We start from the raw sequence: 16809 nt of genomic DNA on the forward strand, positions 1-16809 counted from the left end.
GCGGGCCATGCGTGGCCACTGACCACTCCTACACAAGACTTCTCGCAATCCTGTAGGAGCGGCCAGTGGCCGCGAACAGGCCCGAAAGGGCACTGCAAAACTACCCACCCAACCGCGCCAACTCAGCTCTGCGCTCGTCCATCGGTAACTTGCCCAGTGCCGTCGCCCGATCATAAAAGGCGCGCCAATCGCCAGCGACCTGCCGGAACAAACCCGCGAACGCCGGCACCCACTGGTCGTACAGGCCAAACGGCAGCAGCTTGGCATTGTTCATCGGCCCGTTGATCCAGGCATCGAAACGCCTGTCTCCCTGCCAAGGCCCATCACGCAGCTGGCGATACTCACGACGCAAACGCTCGAACTCGGCAGCCTTGCCCGTGCGCAGGGCCTGCGCTGATAACGGTTGGGCGTACAGCGCAGCCAAGCGTTCGCGGGTCGCGAGCACCAATGCGGTGAACTGGTCACGTTGCGCCACCAGCGTGCTTGCCGCCGACGGCAATCCTCGCTGGACACGCCACTGCCGGGTGCCTTCCTGCTCGACGAAGGTGGCGAAGGACTCATTGAATTCGGTGTCGTCTTTCACATACACACGCTGATGCGCCAGCTCATGGAAGATCAGAGTGGCCAGACGCTCGTCGCCCCAACCGAGCATGGTGTTGAGAATCGGATCGTCGAACCAGCCCAGGGTCGAGTAAGCCTCGACGCCCCCGACATACACATCCTGGCCCGCCAGCTTCTGCAACGCCGCTTCACCCCGAGCACCGGACTGACTGTAGTAACCGCGATAAGCCACACACCCGGCAACGGGGAAGCAATGGGTCAACGGCGCCAGGGAAAACTCCGGTGTGGCGAACACGTTCCACACCACCAATGGCCGACCGATGTCGGCGTACAGGCGATAGCTGCGGTTGTCCGGCAGATGCAAGTGCTCGCTGGCGAAGTCGCGGGCCGCCTGGGCACGCTGCAATTGCTCGCGCAGCCGCGGGTCGCGCGACGGATCGGCAAGGATCTGCGCCACCGGCTCGCGTGCCTGCAACAGCTGCCACTGGCCCTGCATCAACTGGCCGTAATAGCCCGCGCTGCTGCAACCGTTGAGCAGGAACAGCAGGCTCAGGGGAACAAACAGGCGCAAACCGCGGTCGAGTGCGGCAAGAATGGAACGACGAACAACAACGAATTCATGCATGTGGTTTTCCATGGCCAGGCCCGCCAGCGAGCAGGTGTTATCGGCGCTGACCCTGCATCTTACGATCCCATGAGGAGAATTCCATGCGCGCATTGATCATTGCCAGCAGCCTGCTGACGCTTGCCGGCTGTGCCGGACTGCCCGACCCGGATCCAAACCAGGCCTGGATCGACCTTGCGGCCGACGATCACAACGCCCTGCACGCGACCCAGGTCGACGAGAAGGAATGGACCGACACGCGTTATTTCGAAGTCGAACCCGGCCGCCATGAGCTGACCGTACGCCTGCAATTTCCGGTAGAGCCAACCAACATCGGTCCGGTGCCCGCACCGCTGTGGCGTAATTGTGAATTGAACGTTACCTACGCAAGCTTCGATGCGGGCCAACGCTATTTCCTGGAAGCGGGCAGCGTCGGCTTCAGCCCTTGGGCCAGACTCTACGACGAGCAGCGCAAGCTGGTCGGCCAGGCCCAACCCGCGGGCTGTCAGAGCACTTGAGCACCGCTCACCCGGTATAACCACTGACGGCGCCGACTCGCGCCGTCGGCACAAAGCTTCTAGACTCGATACTCGTCTTGCCGATGGTTCTCTGCAGCCAAGGAACTCCCATGCGCGCCATGCTCGCCCTGTTGACCTTCGCCACGCTCGCTGGCTGCGCCAACCCGCCGTTGCCCACCGTCGATCCGGGCAAAGCCTGGATCGACATGTTCACCACGACCGGGCGCCTGGTCATGGCGGAAAGTCTGGATGGCCGCAAGCTCAACGATGGGCGCTATTTCCAGGTGAATCCCGGAAGCCATGAGCTTGAAGTGCGGTTTGATTACGAGATGTATGCCGGAGGCGGGCTGGTCAACGACCCGTTCGACCGTACCTGCTACCTGACCGTGCGCTATGACGGTTTCAAGGCTGGCGAGCGCTACCGGTTGGAGGGCAGGGCGATTGCCATGCAAGCCAGTGCGCGGCTATATGATTCGAGCAGGCAGATCGTGGCCGAGGACCGGGCCATTCACTGCATTCCCTGAGCGGCTGCTTGAGCGCCATGGCGTGATTGCACCGCAGCGCAATCAGTCGTCGTTTTTCTGATAGACGATCTTGCGCGTGCCATTGTCGCAGGAGCCCACGACCATATTCGGGTCCTTGGCATCTAGGTTGTCGACAATTTCCAGTGTGTACGATGTGACACCCTGGGCCTGGATCTTGGCCTCGATTTCGGCCTTCAAATCCTCACATGGCTTGGGTGCTGCCAACGCCGTGGTTGCCAACACACTGCACGCCATCGCCAAAATCAATTGCTTCATGACTCGATTCTCCTGATGAGTGGGCAGTGTAAGGCAACCAGGCGCACGCTACCTCAAGATTCCAGGGTGGCGCTCAGGGTGATGTCGGCGTTCAGTACTTTCGATACCGGGCAGCCTTCCTTCGCCTTGTTGGCCAGTTCTTCGAACTTGGACTGATCGATGTTCGGGATCTTGGCCGACATGGTCAGCTTGATGGCGGTGATTGCAAAACCTTCGCCTTCCTTGTCCAGGCTGACTTCGGCGGAAGTCTTGATTTCATCGGGGGTGAAGCCTTCGCCGCCCAGGATCATCGAGAATGCCATGGAGAAACAGCCGGCATGCGCTGCGCCGATCAGCTCTTCCGGATTGGTGCCCGGCTGGCCTTCGAAACGGGTGTTGAAGCCGTAGGGATTGCTTTTCAGAGCGCCGCTCTGAGTGGAAATCTCGCCCTTACCGGTTTTCAGATCGCCTTTCCAGACAGCCGATGCGGTTTTCTTGATGCTCATAAAAGCCTCCATGATGGGCGCGACGGGTTCGCGCGGTGTCATGTGTTCAGAGGGCAGGGCGCTGGGCAAGTTCAGCGCGATTCGGACAGCTGGCTATTGAATCCGGGCAAGATGCCCATACTGACTATTCATAAGAAATAAACATTCGGTAGCAAAGATGCGCGGGGCATCCCACCTGCCACATACCCACAGGATGCCATTGATCATGACCGTTTTGACCGATACGAAATACTCCGTCCTCGACCTTGTGCCCGTACGTGCCGACCATGGCCCGGCACGGTCGCTGCACAATGCCCTGGACCTGGCGCGCCATGCCGAAACCTGGGGCTACAACCGCTTTTGGGTGGCCGAGCACCACAACATGGACGGCATCGCCAGCTCGGCGACCTCCGTGCTGCTGGGCTATCTGGCCGGCGGCACGTCCTCGATCCGCGTGGGCTCGGGCGGGGTGATGTTGCCCAACCATGCGCCGCTGGTGATCGCCGAACAGTTCGGCACGCTGGAAAGTCTGTATCCAGGACGCATCGACCTGGGCCTGGGCCGCGCGCCTGGGTCGGACCAGATGACCGCGCGCGCGCTGCGCCGTGAACGCTCTGGCAGTGCCGACGATTTTCCCGACGACGTTCGCGAGCTGATGGCCTACTTGGGGCCTCGTACTCCTGATCAGAAAGTGATCGCCGTGCCGGGTAGCGGAACCAACGTGCCGATCTGGCTGCTGGGCTCGAGCCTGTTCAGTGCTCAGCTGGCAGGCATGTATGGCCTTCCCTATGCCTTCGCATCGCATTTTGCGCCGCGTTACATGCATGAGGCGATCCGTGTCTATCGCGCCCATTTCCAGCCTTCCGAGGTGTTGGACAAGCCGTATGTGATGCTCGGTGTGCCATTGGTGGCCGCCGACAGCGACGAGCACGCAGACTACCTGGCCACTTCGGTCTACCAGCGCATTCTCAACCTGATGCGTGGCCAGACCCTGGTGCAGCAGCCACCGGTCAAGAGCATGGAAGGGTTGTGGTTGCCCCATGAAAAGGCTGCGGTCGGGGACTTTCTGGGCTTGGCGGTGGTGGGGGGACCGGCGAAGATCCAGGCCAAGCTTGAGGTGTTGCAGGAGCAGACGCAGGCGGACGAACTGATCTTCACGTGCGATCTGTATGAACATGCCGATCGGCTCAGATCCTATGAGCTGTTGGCGCAGGTGATGCAGGGCTGAGCGTGCACTGACCTGAGTTGCTGCGGCGCCTGTTCGCGGCCGCTGACCGCTCCTACAGGGGATTTAATATCCTGCGGGAGCGGGTCATGGCAGCAACGTCATCAGCGCTTGTAGACGATGGCCTTGGTGCCGCCTTCACACGAACCGACAACCTGGAAACCTTCATCCGGAGTGACATTGTCGACCACTTCCAGCGTGTAACCCGACACGCCGTTGGCATCGATCTTCGCGGCGATTTCGCTCTTGAGCTCCTCGCACGGCTTGCCTGCAGCGAACACGCCGCTTGCCACGCTCAACAAACCCACAGCCAACAAAATTCGCTTCATCGCTTGCATCCTTGGTTTGGTACTGCCGCTTTAAGACAAACGGCGGATCGCCTGTGGTCAGGTCGATACGCCGGGAGGGTGTTGTAACTTAACCTATGGCATTCGGCCAGTCGGAAGATTCCGTGTTTTCTGTCAGCTATTTTGAATACGGAAGCCGACTTTCAGCGTGACCTGGAAATGCGCCACCCGGCCATCTTCGATGTGACCACGGGTTTCGGTCACTTCGAACCATTCCATTTTCTCGATGCTCTTGCTCGCTTCGGCCAAAGCATTGTTGATGGCGTCTTCGATGGTGGTGGTCGAGGAACCGACCAGTTCGACTTTCTTGTACGTGTGGTGATCGCTCATGGTGCTCTCCAGTGGATGGACTACGAAAGGTTGTCTACCTGTGTGGGGATTTCTGCGCTAAAAGTTCATACGCACTGCACTTTCATCCTGCCGCGCAGTCGGAATCTACACACGCTATTCATCACAACGAAGGAGAGATACCGATGGCAATTTCGACCCGCAAGGCCTCGCTGCAAAGCATGGAAGCAGAAATCGAAAGTCTGCTGCGCTCCCTGGAAAGCCTGAAGGAAGATTCCACCGAGGAGTCGCGCAAGACCCTCAAAGCGCTGAAGGCCAATGCCGAGACCGCGCTGAGTCACTCGCGCAGCCTGATCAGCGATGCGTACGAAGAAGTGAAGGTCAAGACCAAGGAAACCGGTATCGCTACCCGTGAATACGCTCAAGAGCACCCTTGGGCAGCAGCTGGCGTGGCCGTCGGCGCGCTGGGCCTGATTGCCGCTTACCTGATGTGCAATCGCAGCAACTAATCGACCTGGCGCGCCAGCTCTTGCTTGAGCCATAGCGCCAGTTGTCGGGCGCGCCCATCCGAGGCGCGCCGCGGGACCCAAAGCGCCAGCCGCGCCGGGGTTTGCGTAAAACCCCATGGCGCGGCCAGACGCCCGGCCCGCAGGTCATCGATCACCAGCGGTTCGGGTGCGATGGCAATGCCTAGTCCAGCCACTGCGGCTTCCAGCAGATAATACAAATGCTCGAACCCCTGTCCCAAGGTCAATGCCTCGGGTTCCAGGCCGTTGCGCCGTGCCCAGCTGGGCCAGGCCTGTGGCCGTGATGTCGTGTGCAACAGCGCGTGCTTGAGCAAGTCCTTGGCGGCACAATTCTGCAAGGCCTCGAATCCATGGAAGCGCGGGCTGAGCACCGGTCCGATGCGTTCTTCGGCCAGTTCGAACACGTCCATGTCGGCGGGCCAGGGTGGTTCGGCAAACATCAGCAAGGCGTCCAGGCCAGGACGGCGAGGGTCCAGATCGCCTTCGCCGGCCGATAGGTGCAGGCGCAAGTCCGGCAAGTCGCTGTTCAACCGACCCAGACGCGGGATGAACCAGCGCGCCAGCAGGCTTCCCGAGCAGCCCAGGACGAACGGCGCTTGAGCATGGGCCTGACTCAATTCCGCACAGACCAGACGCAGGCGTTCGAAAGCCTCGGCGCTGGCATCGCGTAGCCGACTGCCGGCATCTGTGAGTTTCAGGCCACGTCCCTGCTTGACGAACAATGCGATGCCCAGATGCTCTTCGAGCAGCTTCAGTTGTCGGCTGACGGCACCGTGGGTCACGCTCAGGGATTCAGCCGCCTTGCTGACGCTGTTGAGGCGGGCAGTGGCTTCGAATGCCTTGAGAGCATTCAGCGGGGGCAGGTCACGGCTCATGGTAATGTGAGAATTCCTGACAGGTTGCCGAGATCTTATCGGTTTTCCTGAGCGGCTGTCATGGGTACAGTAGTGACATCGCCCTTTCATTTCCCCTGGAGCTTCGCATGACCCAGAGCAATCTTCGCAGTGGCCCGGACAGCAACGGCCTGTTCGGCGCCTTCGGCGGCCGATACGTCGCCGAGACCCTGATGCCGCTGGTGCTTGAGCTGGCTCGGGAATACGAAGCGGCCAAGGCCGATCCCGAGTTTCTCGAGCAGGTCGCCTACTTCCAGCGCGACTATATCGGCCGACCCAATCCGTTGTATTTCGCTGAGCGCCTGACCGAACATTGCGGCGGGGCGAAAATCTACTTCAAGCGCGAAGAACTCAACCACACCGGCGCACACAAGGTGAACAACTGCATCGGTCAGGTGCTGCTGGCCAAGCGCATGGGCAAGAAGCGCCTGATCGCCGAAACCGGCGCCGGCATGCACGGCGTGGCCACGGCCACCGTGGCCGCGCGCTTTGGTCTGCCTTGTGTGATCTACATGGGTGCCACCGACATCGAGCGCCAGCAGGCGAACGTGTTTCGCATGAAACTGCTGGGCGCCGAAATCGTACCGGTCACTTCCGGCACCGGCACCTTGAAAGACGCCATGAACGATGCCCTGCGTGACTGGGTCACCAATGTCGACGACACCTTCTACCTGATCGGTACCGTGGCCGGCCCACACCCGTATCCAGCGATGGTGCGCGACTTCCAGTCGATCATCGGCAAGGAAACCCGTGAGCAGATGCAGGAGAAGGAAGGTCGCCTGCCCGACAGCCTCGTTGCCTGCGTCGGCGGTGGTTCCAATGCCATGGGCCTGTTCCACCCCTTCCTGGATGACAGCAGCGTGGAGATCATCGGCGTCGAAGCTGCCGGCCATGGCGTGGATTCGGGCAAGCACGCCGCCAGCCTCAACGGTGGCATTCCCGGTGTACTGCATGGCAATCGCACCTATCTGCTGCAGGACAACGATGGGCAGATCACTGACGCACACTCCATCTCGGCTGGCCTGGACTACCCCGGTATCGGTCCTGAACACGCCTGGTTGCACGAAATCAAGCGCGTGAACTACACCAGCATCACCGATGAAGAGGCGTTGGCTGCGTTCCATGCCACCTGCCGCCTTGAAGGCATCATCCCAGCGCTGGAAACCGCTCACGCCCTGGCCGAAGCCATGAAGCGCGCGCCGACGCTGCCTGCCGATCACCTTATGGTGGTGTGCCTGTCGGGCCGCGGCGACAAGGACATGCAAACCGTGATGAGCCATATGGGCGCCCAGGGCGCGAAGGAGACACTGGCATGAGCCGCCTCGAACAACGCTTTGCCGAACTCAAGGCCGAGGGCCGCGCGGCCCTGGTCACCTTCGTCACCGCTGGCGACCCCGGCTACGACGCTTCGCTGGCAATCCTCAAGGGCCTGCCAGCCGCCGGTGCGGATGTCATCGAGTTGGGCATGCCCTTCACCGATCCGATGGCCGACGGCCTGGCCATTCAGTTGGCGACCCTGCGGGCACTGAACGCCGGTCAGACGCTGGCGAAAACCCTGCAGATGGTTCGTGAGTTCCGCGTCGAAAACAGCACCACGCCCATCGTGCTGATGGGTTATTACAACCCGATTCACCGCTTCGGCGTCGAAGCCTTCGTGGCCGAGGCCAAGGAGGCCGGTGTCGACGGCCTGATCATCGTCGACCTGCCGCCCGAGCATGATGGTGAATTGGCGACCCCGGCACAGGCCTCCGGTATCGACTTCATCCGTCTGACCACGCCAACCACCGACGATGCACGCTTGCCACGGGTGCTGGAGCGCAGCTCCGGCTTCGTCTACTACGTATCGGTGGCCGGCGTGACCGGTGCCGGCTCGGCTACCACCGAGCACGTAGGCGCTGCCATCGAGCGGCTGCGTCGGCATACCGACCTGCCGATCAGCGTCGGTTTCGGCATCCGCACGCCCGACCAGGCCGCCGCCATTGCCCGCTTGGCCGATGGCGTGGTGGTCGGCTCGGCGCTGGTGGACAAGATCGCCCATGCCCAGCACCACGGTCAGGCTGTGGAAGATGTGCTGTCGCTGTGCAGTCAACTGGCGCAGGGCGTACGTAAGGCTCGTGTCAACTGAAGGTAAAGATTCCAATACAGAGGAATTAGCCTCCGGTTCACGGGACTAAACGGCAAGACCAAGGGGGATCGAACCTGTGTTCGGTGCCCCTTTTTGCTGTTTGGCCGTGAAGGAAATCCATGATGAACATGCCAAAAAACCTGATCCTGAGCGTGGGCGCACTGTTGATCGCTTGTGCACCGCTGGTGCAAGCCGCCCCCGGTGGTCCAGGTGGACCGGATGAGCAGCGTCAAGGGCGCCAGGAACAATCCCATCAGCGGCAGGGCGGACCCGATCGGCCTGATCATGACGAGCGCGGTCCAGGCAACCGTGGCCCAGGCAACCCAGGTGGCGGCATCGCGCGCGGTGGTCCACCCCAGGATTTCGGCCCCGTACGCCAGACCATTCAGGATCACCGCGACGTCTTCCGGCCCGGCACCCCACCTCCCGCCAGTATCCGCGCCATCAAGGGACAACCCCTGCCTCGCGGCTACGGTGCCCGCCTCGACGGTCCCGCGCTGAAGCACCTACCACGTTACGAAGGCTACGAATGGCGCCGCATGGGCACGGATGTGGTGCTGATCGCCATTGGTACCGGGATCGTTTATGAGGTATTGCAGGGGGTGTTGAACTGATCAACCATCTAGAGATGCACTGCCTGTCCCGAATCAGAAGCGCTATAGCTCGGAGTCGCCCAAGCGTTTACGCACCCCATCTCACTGGCAAAAAAATCCATGGATGACCAATTCGACAGGTCTGAAACAGGCTCGAGATAGTCGAAACCGTAAACAAGCGTGATATTGCCCCAACAGCCGCTCACTTTTTCGACGTTGCGATCCGGCTGCTGGAAATGGGTTTCGCTGATTACCGTACATACAATCCGGTTCGAGGCGTGTTGAGCAGAAACGCATTCGCCTTTCATGCCTTTGAAAAACGCTACCAGTGATGCATGGTCCAACGGTCGAAATGCCCGAGCGCCTATGGATCTACCTTCATCAAGACGAAGGGAAGGCGAGTGATCATCTGGCATCATGCGGATGATCGTATAGGTGAAGATATCGATTGGGGCAGGCGGCTGATAATCTTGAGGGATGGGTAGATAACATCCTGAAACGGCGGTAGATACAACGGCGACTGCTATGGCACGGCGCATGTCGATGCATTCCTGATCGGCGGGACATGCAGGTTAGCCAGTCGACCGATTGTGCAGTAGCAGCCGTTTCCCAAGTGAATGTGAGATATCCCCTCTACCGCCGGCTCTGCTCCTCCATCACCCAATCCACGAACCGTTGCACCATTTGTCCACGGCGTTTGCGTTGCGGCACCACCACGAAATAGCCCAACGCCGATGTGGCGGCGCCTTCGAAAGGGCGGCAGAGCAGTTGCTGCTCCAGCAATGCGTCCACCAGGTGACGCCAGCCGATGGCAACGCCTTGCCCGGCAATCGCGGCCTGGATGAGCAGCGTGTAGTTGTCGAAGCGCAATTGCCCCGGCGCTGGGGCACTGGGGATGTGCAAGGCGCGGAACAGGCCGCTCCAATCGAACCACTGACAGCTGCTTTCACCGCGCAGGTGCAGCAGCGGCCATTCGAGCAATGCATCAGGGCCGAGCGGTAGCGTTCGATCGTCCAACAGGCGCGGGCTGCAGACCGGGAAGACTTCTTCGTTGAACAACCAGTGACTTTCACCCTGACGGAAACGGCCATCGCCGAACAGGACTGCCACGTCAATGTTCGGGCCGAGCATGGCGTGGCTGCGTTCGCTGGTGACCAGGCTGACATCGACCTGTGGATAACGCTGATGGAAGCGATGCAGGCGGGGCATGAGCCAATAGGCGGCGAACGCGAAGTCGGTGGAGACCTGAAGCACTTCGTGCTGGGTCTGGGTGGTGATCAAGCCCAGACAGTCGTCGATGCTGCGCAGCCCTCCCTGTACCGCCTCGAACAGGGTGTAGCCTGCGTCGGTCAGCTCGATGCCTCGGTAGATACGATCGAACAGGCGGATGGCCAGTTGTTCCTCGAGCCGTTTGATCTGCTGGCTGACGGCAGGTTGCGTCGTACCCAACTCGGCGGCGGCAGCCGTGAAACTGCGCAGCCTGGCGGCGGCCTCGAAGGCCCGCAACAGGTCAAGGGAAAGCTCTCCGAGGCTTGCCAACATAAGCGCTACTTATCCTAGGTATTGTTCTGCGTGGGCTTTACCAGGCCACAGCCGCACCGCATGGTGAACGGTAGAAACTTCGCATTAATCTCCACTATGGAATGCCCTGAGCCGATGAAGCGCAAGAACATTCTTTTCATCATGGTCGATCAGATGGCCGCCCCTCTGTTGCCGATCTACGCGGCGTCTCCCATCAAGCTGCCGAACATCAGCCGCCTGGCCGAAACCGGCGTGGTGTTCGATGCCGCCTACTGCAACAGCCCGCTGTGCGCGCCGTCGCGTTTCACCTTGGTCAGTGGGCAGTTGCCGAGCAAGATCGGCGCCTACGACAACGCTGCCGACTTTGCCGCCGACGTGCCCACCTACGCCCACTATCTGCGCCGCCTGGGTTATCGCACGGCGCTGTCGGGGAAGATGCATTTCTGCGGCCCTGACCAACTGCACGGTTACGAGGAACGCCTGACTAGCGATATCTATCCCGCCGACTATGGCTGGGCCGTCAACTGGGACGAACCCGACGTGCGCCCCAGCTGGTATCACAACATGTCCTCGGTGCTGCAGGCTGGCCCCTGTTTGCGCACCAACCAGCTGGATTTCGATGAAGAAGTGGTGTTCAAGGCCCAGCAGTACCTGTTCGATCACATTCGCGAAGACGGTGACCGGCCTTTCTGTCTGACGGTGTCGATGACCCACCCGCACGATCCCTACACCATTCCCAAGCCGTTCTGGGACCTGTACCGCGATGAAGACATTCCCCTGCCGCAGAACGTGCCGAGCCAGACCGAACTGGACCCGCATTCGCAACGCCTGCTCAAGGTCTATGACCTGTGGGACAAACCCTTGCCTGTGGATAAGATCCGCGACGCACGACGCGCCTATTTCGGCGCGTGCAGCTACATCGATCACAATGTCGGCAAGCTGATGCAGACCCTGGAAGAAACCGGGCTGGCAAACGACACCATCATCGTCTTTTCCGGTGATCACGGCGACATGCTTGGCGAGCGTGGGCTCTGGTACAAGATGCATTGGTTCGAGATGTCAGCGCGAGTGCCGCTGCTGGTCTGCGCCCCTGGCCAGTTCCAGCCGGGGCGCGTACAGGCGGCTGTTTCCACCGCCGACCTGCTGCCCACCTTCGTCGAGCTGGCCGGCGGCGAACTCGAGCCCGGCCTGCCTCTGGATGGCCGTTCGCTGGTTTCCCACCTGCAGGGTGAAGGCGGCCACGACGAGGCGTTCGGCGAGTACATGGCCGAAGGCACCAACAGTCCGCTGATGATGATCCGCCGCGGGGCGATGAAATTCATCTACAGCGAGCAAGACCCCTGCCTGCTCTACGACGTGGACACCGACCCACACGAACGCGAAGACCTGAGCCAGTCACCCTCGCACCGGGCACTGTTCGAGGCTTTTCTGAGTGAAGCCCGCCGTAAATGGGACATGCCGGCGATACACCAACAGGTGCTCGCCAGCCAGCGCCGCCGTCGTTTCGTGGCCAGTGCATTGACCCAGGGCACGCTGAAGAGCTGGGATCACCAGCCGCTGGTGGACGCCAGTCAGCAATACATGCGCAACCACATCGACCTCGACGACCTGGAGCGCAAGGCACGTTATCCACAACCCTGCCCATTACATCAGACGCTTTGAGGGGAAGTCCGCATGAAGGTCACCATGAAGATATCCACAGCCCTGGCAGCCAGCTGGTTGGCGGTTGCCGGCTGGCCGGCGTTCGCCGATGAACCGCTGTCTGACCCACAAAGTTGCGCCACCGTGAAGATGGCCGACCCGGGCTGGAGCGACATCGCCGCCACCAATGCGCTGGCTAGCCTGGTGTTGGAGGGCATGGGCTACAAGCCCAAGATCGACACCCTGGCCGTGCCCATCATTTTCGGCGGCTTGAAGGATGGGCAGGTGGATGTCTTCCTTGGCAACTGGATGCCGGCTCAACAGGGTTTCTACGACAAGTTCGTCGCCAACGGCGATGTGGTGCAGTACGCCAAGAACCTGGACGGTACCGAGTTCACCCTGGCCGTTCCCGATTATGTCTACGACGCCGGAGTGAAGGATTTCGCCGACCTGGACAAGCATGCCGATCAGTTCGGCAAGAAGATCTACGGCATTGGTTCGGGGGCACCGGCCAACCTGTCACTGGCCGAGATCATCAAGAAAGACGAATTCGGTTTGGGTGACTGGAAGCTGGTGGAGTCCAGCGAGCAGGCCATGTTGGCCGAGGTCAATCGCAACGTGAAGAAGAAGGCGTTCGTGGTCTTCCTCGGTTGGACGCCGCACCCGATGAACGTGCAGATCAAGCTCAAATACCTCACGGGCGGCGAGAAGTATTTCGGCTCCACCGGGACCGTGCACACGTTGACCCGCAAGGGTTATGCCCAGAGCTGCCCGAACACCGCCAAGCTGCTCAGCAACTTGGTGTTCACCCAGGAGATGGAAAACGGGATCATGGCCGATGTGGCCAACAGCAAGAAGACCAGCGCTCAGGCGGCGCATGCCTGGCTGAAAGCCAATCCGGCGGTGCTGGAGAAGTGGCTGGACGGGGTGAAGACACTGGATGGCAAGGATGCGCTGCCGGTGGTGCGGGCGAAGCTTTGATTTTTACGGGCTTGATGGTGGTGGGTGTCAGTGATGGCCTCTTCGCGGGCAGAGCCCGCTCCCACATGGATACCGCGTTGAGCACTGGATCTCTGTGGGAGCGGGGCGGGCGGCGAGCTCTCTGCCCGCGAAGAGGCCTTCACTGACACCCCTTCAATCGACTCAACCCGCCGCCATCTCCCGCCGCAACTGGCTCAGCACCGGCGCTGTATCCACCGCCACGCCCCGCCAGTAGGTGAAGGCTTCCGCCGCCTGCTCGACCAGCATGCCGAAACCATCCAGCGACAGCCGCGCACCGTGTTCGCTGGCCCAGCGACAGAACGGCGTCGGTTCCTTGCCGTACATCATGTCGTAGCAGACCGTGACACCGGGTTCGATCAAGCTGCTGGCAATGGGCGGCAGATCGCCTGCCAGGCTCGCCGACGTGGCATTGATGATGATATCCACAGGCTCTTCCAGCCAATCGAAGCCACTGGCCGCAACCGGGCCCAGATCAGCGAACAGCCGCGCCAGCTGTTCGGCTTTCTCGACCGTACGGTTGGCGATCACCAGCGACAGCGGCTGCTGTTCGAGCAGCGGCTCGATCACCCCTCGCACCGCACCGCCGGCACCCAGCAACAGAATGCGCTTGCCTTGCAAGGTCACACCGGCGTTGTCGACCAGATCGCGCACCAACCCCACGCCATCGGTGTTGTCGCCACGCAGGCCGCCATCGGGCAGACGGCTGAGCATGTTCACCGCGCCGGCACGCTGCGCGCGTGGGGTCAGCACGCTGCACAGGCTGAAGGCCTGCTCCTTGAACGGCACGGTGACGTTGGCGCCCAGGCCTTCCTTGAAAAAGCCCAGGGCACAGTCGGTGAAGCCATCGATGGGCGCCAGCAGCGTGCTGTAGTCCAACGCCTGGCCGGTCTGCTCGGCAAACAATCGGTGAATGGCCGGTGACTTGCTGTGACCCACCGGGTTGCCGAAAACCACATAACTGTCCATGCGAAACGGTTCCTGAATCAAAGGGCGGAGGCTTGTGCCAGCCAGTCGCGGTCCTGGAGGAAATAATCGGTCAACCGCGCTTCTTCGCTACCAGGCGCAGCCTTCCAGTCATAGCCCCAGCGCACCTGCGGCGGTAGCGACATCAGGATCGACTCCGTGCGGCCTCCCGACTGCAGACCGAACAGCGTACCGCGGTCGTAGACCAGGTTGAACTCGACGTAGCGGCCGCGGCGGAATTCCTGGAATTCACGCTGCTGCGCGGTGTAGGCCATGGCCTTGCGACGCTGCACGATGGGCAAATAGGCGTCGATGAAGGCATCGCCGATGGCGCGCATGAAAGCGAAGCTGGTGTCGAAATCCCATTCGTTCAAGTCATCGAAGAACAGGCCGCCCACACCGCGCGGCTCGCCGCGGTGCTTGAGATGGAAATAGCGATCGCACCAGGCCTTGTAGCGTGGATAGACATCGGCGCCAAAGGGCTCGCAGGCCTGCTGGGCGACGCGGTGCCAGTGGATGCAGTCTTCCTCGTGGGCATAGTAGGGCGTCAGGTCGAAACCACCACCGAACCACCAGACCGCCTCTTCGCCTTCCTTTTCGGCGATGAAGAAGCGCACGTTGGCGTGGGACGTGGGCACATGCGGGTTGTGCGGGTGAATCACCAGGGACACGCCCAGCGCCTCGAAACCACGGCCGGCCAGTTCCGGGCGATGGGCGCTGGCCGAGGGCGGCAGGCCGGTGCCGAACACGTGGGAAAAATTGACCCCGCCTTTTTCGATCAACTCACCGTCGGCAATCACCCGGGTACGACCGCCGCCGCCCGCAGGACGCGTCCAGGCATCTTCGACGAACTGCGCGCCGCCGTCTTCGGCCTGCAAGGCGTGGCAGATTCGGTCCTGCAGATCGAGCAGATAGGCTTTTACGGCCTCGGTGCGGGTAGTCATGGCATCACCTTGGAGAAGGGCAAATACCGCCAGCGGCCTGCGTGCACGCCTGACCGGCGATCAAGTCGGCGCGTAGCATAGCATCGCTCACCGCCTGCGGCAGTTGACGCCGATCAAGCAAAGGCGTCCGATAGGCCTTCGCCCAACGACAGCAGGAGTGAACAGATGGCAAAGCGTATCCAGTTCGGTTCCACCGGCGGCCCGGAAGTCCTCGAGTTCGTCGACTTCGAGCCCAGGCAACCGGGCCCGCAGGAGATTCGCGTAAGCAATCACGCCGTGGGCGTGAACTACATCGACAACTATTTCCGCAGCGGCCTGTACCCGACGCCACAACTGCCATCGGGCCTGGGCACCGAGGCGGCCGGCGTGGTGGAGGCAGTGGGCAGCGAGGTGGACGGTTTCAAGGTCGGCGATCGTGTGGCCTACGCAGGCGGTCCCCTGGGCGCCTACAGCGACCTGCACGTGTTGCCTGCGGCCATGGCCGTGCACCTGCCGCAAGCGATCACTTTCGAGCAGGCCGCTGCAGTGATGCTCAAGGGCCTGACCGTTCAATACCTGTTGCGCCAGACCTACAAGGTCGAAGCCGGAGAAACCATTCTGTTCCACGCGGCCGCCGGTGGCGTGGGTTCGCTCGCCTGCCAATGGGCAGCGGCGTTGGGCGTGAAGCTGATCGGTACCGTCAGCTCGCCCGCCAAGGCCGAGCGAGCCAAGGCACTGGGGGCCTGGGAAGTGATCGACTACAGCCACGAGGATGTGGCCAAGCGAGTTTTGGAGTTGACCGACGGCAAGAAATGCCCGGTGGTCTACGATGGCGTGGGCAAGGACACCTGGGAAACCTCGCTGGACTGCCTCCAGCCACGTGGCCTGATGGTCAGCTTCGGCAACGCCTCCGGCGCGGTCAGTGGCGTCAACCTGGGGATCCTGTCGCAGAAGGGCTCGCTGTACGTCACCCGGCCAACCCTTGCCAGCTACGCGGTGCCCGGTGCGGTACAGGGCATGGCCGACGAACTGTTCGAGGTGATCGCCAGCGGCAAGCTCAAGGTCGACGTCAGCCAGCAGTACCCGTTGAGCGATGCGGCGAAGGCACAAACGGCCCTCGCCGCACGCGAGACGGTGGGCTCGACCATCCTGCTGCCGTGAAGACGGGGAGGGAGCCGCACGCTGACGGCTCTCTCGCCATATTTTTTAGGGCAAGAGTCAGGTCCAGAGTCAGGGCCTGATCACCTCGCCGGTGACCAGGTCACGGATCACGCTCGGACTTTTCCGCCCGCCCAGCGCGCCCCCCAGCACCAGGTCCACTTCGCCCCGGAAGTATTGCTCCACGCGCAGGCGGCTGCGGGCAGCCGGACGGCCCTGGCGATTGGCCGAGGTCGACACCAGCGGCCCTACCAGCGCACACAGCTCGCGCACCTGCGGGTGATCGCTCACGCGCAGGGCCACGGAGTCGTGAATGCCGGTGATCCACTCGGGCAACAGGTCCTGATGAGGCACCAGCCAGGTATTCGGGCCGGGCCAGGTGCTGGCCATCCGATCGATCCAGTCCTCGGGGAAGTCCTCGAACAGGAAGTCGAACTGACGAATGTTGTCGGCGACCAGTATCAGACCCTTGTCGACCGAGCGCTCCTTGATGGCGAGCAAGCGGTAGACCGCCTCTTCGTCCCACGGATCGCAACCCAGCCCCCAGACAGCTTCGGTCGGGTAGGCGATCACCGCGCCCGCTCGGATCTCGCGCGCCGCTTGTTGCACACGCCAACTGCTCACCATCTGCTGTCACTCCCATTGGAAACTGCCGC

21 protein-coding genes are annotated in these 16809 nt (G+C 61.7%); 10 read left to right on the plus strand and 11 right to left on the minus strand.

Features of this window, described 5'->3' with window-relative positions; translation table 11 throughout:
* Positions 1 to 100 precede the first annotated feature (100 nt).
* On the minus strand, positions 101 to 1186 hold the full coding sequence (locus QMX89_RS03965; protein ID WP_282347045.1) for an aminopeptidase: 1086 nt from the start codon (positions 1184 to 1186) through the stop codon (positions 101 to 103).
* A gap of 83 nt (positions 1187 to 1269) precedes the next feature.
* Between QMX89_RS03965 and QMX89_RS03970 the strand changes: the two genes are divergently transcribed.
* Positions 1270 to 1683 (plus strand): hypothetical protein, encoded by a 414-nt coding sequence (locus QMX89_RS03970; protein WP_122743074.1) that lies wholly within the window; start codon positions 1270 to 1272, stop codon positions 1681 to 1683.
* Positions 1684 to 1793: 110 nt separating this feature from the next.
* Positions 1794 to 2207: a hypothetical protein gene (locus QMX89_RS03975; RefSeq protein ID WP_282347049.1), complete on the plus strand. Its 414-nt coding sequence runs from the start codon at positions 1794 to 1796 to the stop codon at positions 2205 to 2207.
* A gap of 42 nt (positions 2208 to 2249) precedes the next feature.
* On the opposite strand, the gene QMX89_RS03980 is transcribed toward QMX89_RS03975, so the two are convergent.
* Both QMX89_RS03980 and QMX89_RS03985 read right to left on the minus strand, forming a co-directional pair.
* The gene (locus QMX89_RS03980; RefSeq protein ID WP_049860489.1) at positions 2250 to 2483 is read right to left on the minus strand and encodes a DUF1161 domain-containing protein; all 234 of its coding nucleotides are present in this window, start codon (positions 2481 to 2483) and stop codon (positions 2250 to 2252) included.
* Between the two features lie 53 nt (positions 2484 to 2536).
* Complete coding sequence (locus tag QMX89_RS03985) at positions 2537 to 2962, minus strand: OsmC family protein (protein WP_282347180.1); 426 nt, start codon at positions 2960 to 2962, stop codon at positions 2537 to 2539.
* Positions 2963 to 3173: 211 nt separating this feature from the next.
* Between QMX89_RS03985 and QMX89_RS03990 the strand changes: the two genes are divergently transcribed.
* Positions 3174 to 4175, plus strand: a complete 1002-nt coding sequence (locus QMX89_RS03990) for an LLM class flavin-dependent oxidoreductase (RefSeq protein ID WP_056844870.1) — start codon at positions 3174 to 3176, stop codon at positions 4173 to 4175.
* Positions 4176 to 4276: 101 nt separating this feature from the next.
* Here the strand turns inward: QMX89_RS03990 and QMX89_RS03995 are convergent, their stop codons facing one another.
* On the minus strand, positions 4277 to 4501 hold the full coding sequence (locus QMX89_RS03995; protein WP_049860487.1) for a DUF1161 domain-containing protein: 225 nt from the start codon (positions 4499 to 4501) through the stop codon (positions 4277 to 4279).
* A 132-nt stretch (positions 4502 to 4633) separates the two neighbouring features.
* On the minus strand, positions 4634 to 4849 hold the full coding sequence (locus QMX89_RS04000; RefSeq protein WP_043191958.1) for a dodecin: 216 nt from the start codon (positions 4847 to 4849) through the stop codon (positions 4634 to 4636).
* Between the two features lie 143 nt (positions 4850 to 4992).
* On the opposite strand from QMX89_RS04000, the gene QMX89_RS04005 reads away from it, so the two are divergent.
* Positions 4993 to 5316 (plus strand): DUF883 family protein, encoded by a 324-nt coding sequence (locus tag QMX89_RS04005; RefSeq protein WP_282347053.1) that lies wholly within the window; start codon positions 4993 to 4995, stop codon positions 5314 to 5316.
* Here the strand turns inward: QMX89_RS04005 and QMX89_RS04010 are convergent.
* Positions 5313 to 6209: a LysR family transcriptional regulator gene (locus QMX89_RS04010; RefSeq protein ID WP_282347055.1), complete on the minus strand. Its 897-nt coding sequence runs from the start codon at positions 6207 to 6209 to the stop codon at positions 5313 to 5315. The two genes, QMX89_RS04005 and QMX89_RS04010, sit on opposite strands and share 4 nt — an antisense overlap.
* A gap of 107 nt (positions 6210 to 6316) precedes the next feature.
* Here QMX89_RS04010 and trpB point away from each other — a divergent pair, with 107 nt between their 5' ends.
* The 3 genes from trpB to QMX89_RS04025 all read left to right on the plus strand — a co-directional run bounded on the left by trpB (position 6317) and on the right by QMX89_RS04025 (position 8966).
* Positions 6317 to 7543 carry a tryptophan synthase subunit beta gene (gene trpB, locus QMX89_RS04015; protein ID WP_056844868.1) on the plus strand — a complete coding sequence of 409 codons (1227 nt, stop codon included), beginning with the start codon at positions 6317 to 6319 and terminating at the stop codon, positions 7541 to 7543.
* On the plus strand, positions 7540 to 8352 hold the full coding sequence (trpA, locus tag QMX89_RS04020; protein WP_282347059.1) for a tryptophan synthase subunit alpha: 813 nt from the start codon (positions 7540 to 7542) through the stop codon (positions 8350 to 8352). Before trpB ends, trpA begins: the two co-directional genes overlap by 4 nt.
* 122 nt (positions 8353 to 8474) lie before the next feature.
* Entirely contained in the window at positions 8475 to 8966 is a 492-nt protein-coding gene (locus QMX89_RS04025) for an anti-virulence regulator CigR family protein (RefSeq protein ID WP_282347060.1), read from the plus strand.
* Positions 8967 to 8974: 8 nt separating this feature from the next.
* On the opposite strand, the gene QMX89_RS04030 is transcribed toward QMX89_RS04025, so the two are convergent.
* Together QMX89_RS04030 and QMX89_RS04035 are read right to left on the minus strand one after the other, a co-directional pair.
* Positions 8975 to 9484 (minus strand): hypothetical protein, encoded by a 510-nt coding sequence (locus QMX89_RS04030; protein ID WP_282347061.1) that lies wholly within the window; start codon positions 9482 to 9484, stop codon positions 8975 to 8977.
* Between the two features lie 94 nt (positions 9485 to 9578).
* Positions 9579 to 10487: a LysR family transcriptional regulator gene (locus QMX89_RS04035; protein ID WP_282347062.1), complete on the minus strand. Its 909-nt coding sequence runs from the start codon at positions 10485 to 10487 to the stop codon at positions 9579 to 9581.
* 114 nt (positions 10488 to 10601) lie between these two features.
* Between QMX89_RS04035 and betC the strand changes: the two genes are divergently transcribed.
* Both betC and choX read left to right on the plus strand, forming a co-directional pair.
* Positions 10602 to 12128 carry a choline-sulfatase gene (gene betC / locus QMX89_RS04040; RefSeq protein ID WP_282347063.1) on the plus strand — a complete coding sequence of 509 codons (1527 nt, stop codon included), beginning with the start codon at positions 10602 to 10604 and terminating at the stop codon, positions 12126 to 12128.
* Positions 12129 to 12152: 24 nt separating this feature from the next.
* Positions 12153 to 13088, plus strand: a complete 936-nt coding sequence (choX, locus tag QMX89_RS04045) for a choline ABC transporter substrate-binding protein (protein WP_282347064.1) — start codon at positions 12153 to 12155, stop codon at positions 13086 to 13088.
* A gap of 162 nt (positions 13089 to 13250) precedes the next feature.
* Here choX and aroE read toward each other — a convergent pair whose 3' ends face one another.
* Positions 13251 to 14075, minus strand: coding sequence for a shikimate dehydrogenase (aroE, locus tag QMX89_RS04050; RefSeq protein ID WP_056844863.1), 825 nt, complete (start codon positions 14073 to 14075; stop codon positions 13251 to 13253).
* 17 nt (positions 14076 to 14092) lie between these two features.
* On the minus strand, positions 14093 to 15016 hold the full coding sequence (gene hemF, locus QMX89_RS04055; protein WP_192066317.1) for an oxygen-dependent coproporphyrinogen oxidase: 924 nt from the start codon (positions 15014 to 15016) through the stop codon (positions 14093 to 14095).
* Between the two features lie 165 nt (positions 15017 to 15181).
* Between hemF and QMX89_RS04060 the strand changes: the two genes are divergently transcribed.
* A complete protein-coding gene (locus tag QMX89_RS04060; protein WP_282347074.1) occupies positions 15182 to 16156 on the plus strand; it encodes an NADPH:quinone reductase in 975 nt (324 codons plus the stop codon).
* Positions 16157 to 16225: 69 nt separating this feature from the next.
* Here QMX89_RS04060 and QMX89_RS04065 read toward each other — a convergent pair whose 3' ends face one another.
* Positions 16226 to 16780 (minus strand): L-threonylcarbamoyladenylate synthase, encoded by a 555-nt coding sequence (locus tag QMX89_RS04065; RefSeq protein ID WP_049860477.1) that lies wholly within the window; start codon positions 16778 to 16780, stop codon positions 16226 to 16228.
* Positions 16781 to 16809 lie beyond the last annotated feature (29 nt).

The sequence above is a fragment of the Pseudomonas sp. PS01301 genome (assembly GCF_029960215.1).
Classification (GTDB): domain Bacteria; phylum Pseudomonadota; class Gammaproteobacteria; order Pseudomonadales; family Pseudomonadaceae; genus Aquipseudomonas; species Aquipseudomonas coleopterorum.